The 1,315-nt window shown below is 50.0% G+C and carries 1 protein-coding gene and 1 pseudogene; both read right to left on the reverse strand.

The features are described 5' to 3' along the window. Positions 1 to 364: 364 nt before the first annotated feature. A pseudogene (gene yaaA / locus BG74_RS15745) lies at positions 365 to 672 on the reverse strand (peroxide stress protein YaaA); the annotation flags it as partial. Between the two features lie 358 nt (positions 673 to 1,030). Further along, positions 1,031 to 1,213 carry an alanine:cation symporter family protein gene (locus BG74_RS01380; protein WP_066596037.1) on the reverse strand — a complete coding sequence of 61 codons (183 nt, stop codon included), beginning with the start codon at positions 1,211 to 1,213 and terminating at the stop codon, positions 1,031 to 1,033. Positions 1,214 to 1,315: the final 102 nt, after the last annotated feature.

Consider the following 1,315-nt stretch of genomic DNA (forward strand, 5'->3'; position numbering starts at 1 on the left):
GGCTATATTTCCAAGCCACATGCTGTTCGAGGAGTTTAGTTTATTCCTCAGCACTGCTCATTCGGCCAAGTTTAAGGAATCTGTAGAATCAATCCTCGGCTAAAATCCGCTGCTATCGTTGCTGTCGCTGCGCATGTGCCGGCGTCGTTCAGCGACCTGCGTTTTAGTTGGAATTGCCGCGATAGTATCCTGCCAGCAGCTCGGTTCTCGCCAGCTCCGAGCCGCTAGCAATATCAAAGCGCCGGCGTCTGCTATCCTCGTGGCGCTAACCGGCCTGCTGCGGTTGCTTAAATACCCACTCATTTTCGCTCGACGCCGCGGCATCAAATCTATAACCGCTAGCATTGAACGCTTGCAAAGACTAGGGCTGCATAAAATGCAGAGGACACAATATGCTGTACAAGCCCTGACAGCATCTGCAGGTGCCGCTGGGCAAAATAGAATTACGCCTCGCTAAAGGTTTCCGCTGCCAGAACCTGGAAGCGGGCAGCATTCAGATCAGTCAGTTTATCACTGATACCCATCAATGTGCCGAGAAGTGATGGTATCAGCTTGTCGGCACACGTCGATAAGTGCTGCCGACTTGGGCAGCAATTCCGGCTGTGTGTAGCGACGGGTCGCTAGCGGACTTTAATAATCCAGCGTTTTTTCCGGAGAAATAACCATTACCATTGTGGGTTCTTGTTAAAGCGAAAAAATATGGGCGACGGTCGTGGCGTGGCGTTCTAGTCATCAATGGGATTCTGTGTGGATACCTCGGCTGTTTTTATCGCGCAACATCGCCGGACGTACCCATAGATCCAGTGCCATATGCGGCGCGATAGTGGGAAAATTAACCACACAAAAAGTCGGCAGCTTACCTATGGCGTGTTAGTATTGTAATTGTTCGCCAGCATAAACACGACCGGCGACAAATAAAAGGGCGATAATATCGTCATTAAGCCCATAGCCAGATCTGCCGTCGTCATACCACCGATGCCTCCTCCACGCAACCAAATAACACCATGCTAAGCGTTAACAGACGTAACAGCTATTTCAGTTTCACCGATTGCGGCACGAAAAAGCGCAGGCTGCTATCTAAATAGGCGTAATTACTAACAATAGCGGTGAAGGAAAATATAAACACCAGCGCCATCAGTAGCGGCATGCTCCAATATCCTGTCATCGTGGCCAGCGATTGATAAATAAACGTGATGCCGGTGAATATCGGCATGTACGTGTTTGAGTGTGCCGGAAGTGAGGATAATCGCCGCCGTGGCGCTGCATATCACCAGTGTGTAATACAGCTAGTATCTGAATATAGCCCTGTGAGGAG

It is taken from the genome of Sodalis-like endosymbiont of Proechinophthirus fluctus, assembly GCF_001602625.1.
Taxonomy (GTDB): Bacteria; Pseudomonadota; Gammaproteobacteria; order Enterobacterales; family Enterobacteriaceae.

What these genes read in the sequence shown, in the direction of transcription:
- BG74_RS01380 (WP_066596037.1), bottom strand. Translation starts at nt 1,213, where the DNA reads ATGCCGATATTCACCGGCATCACGTTTATTTATCAATCGCTGGCCACG.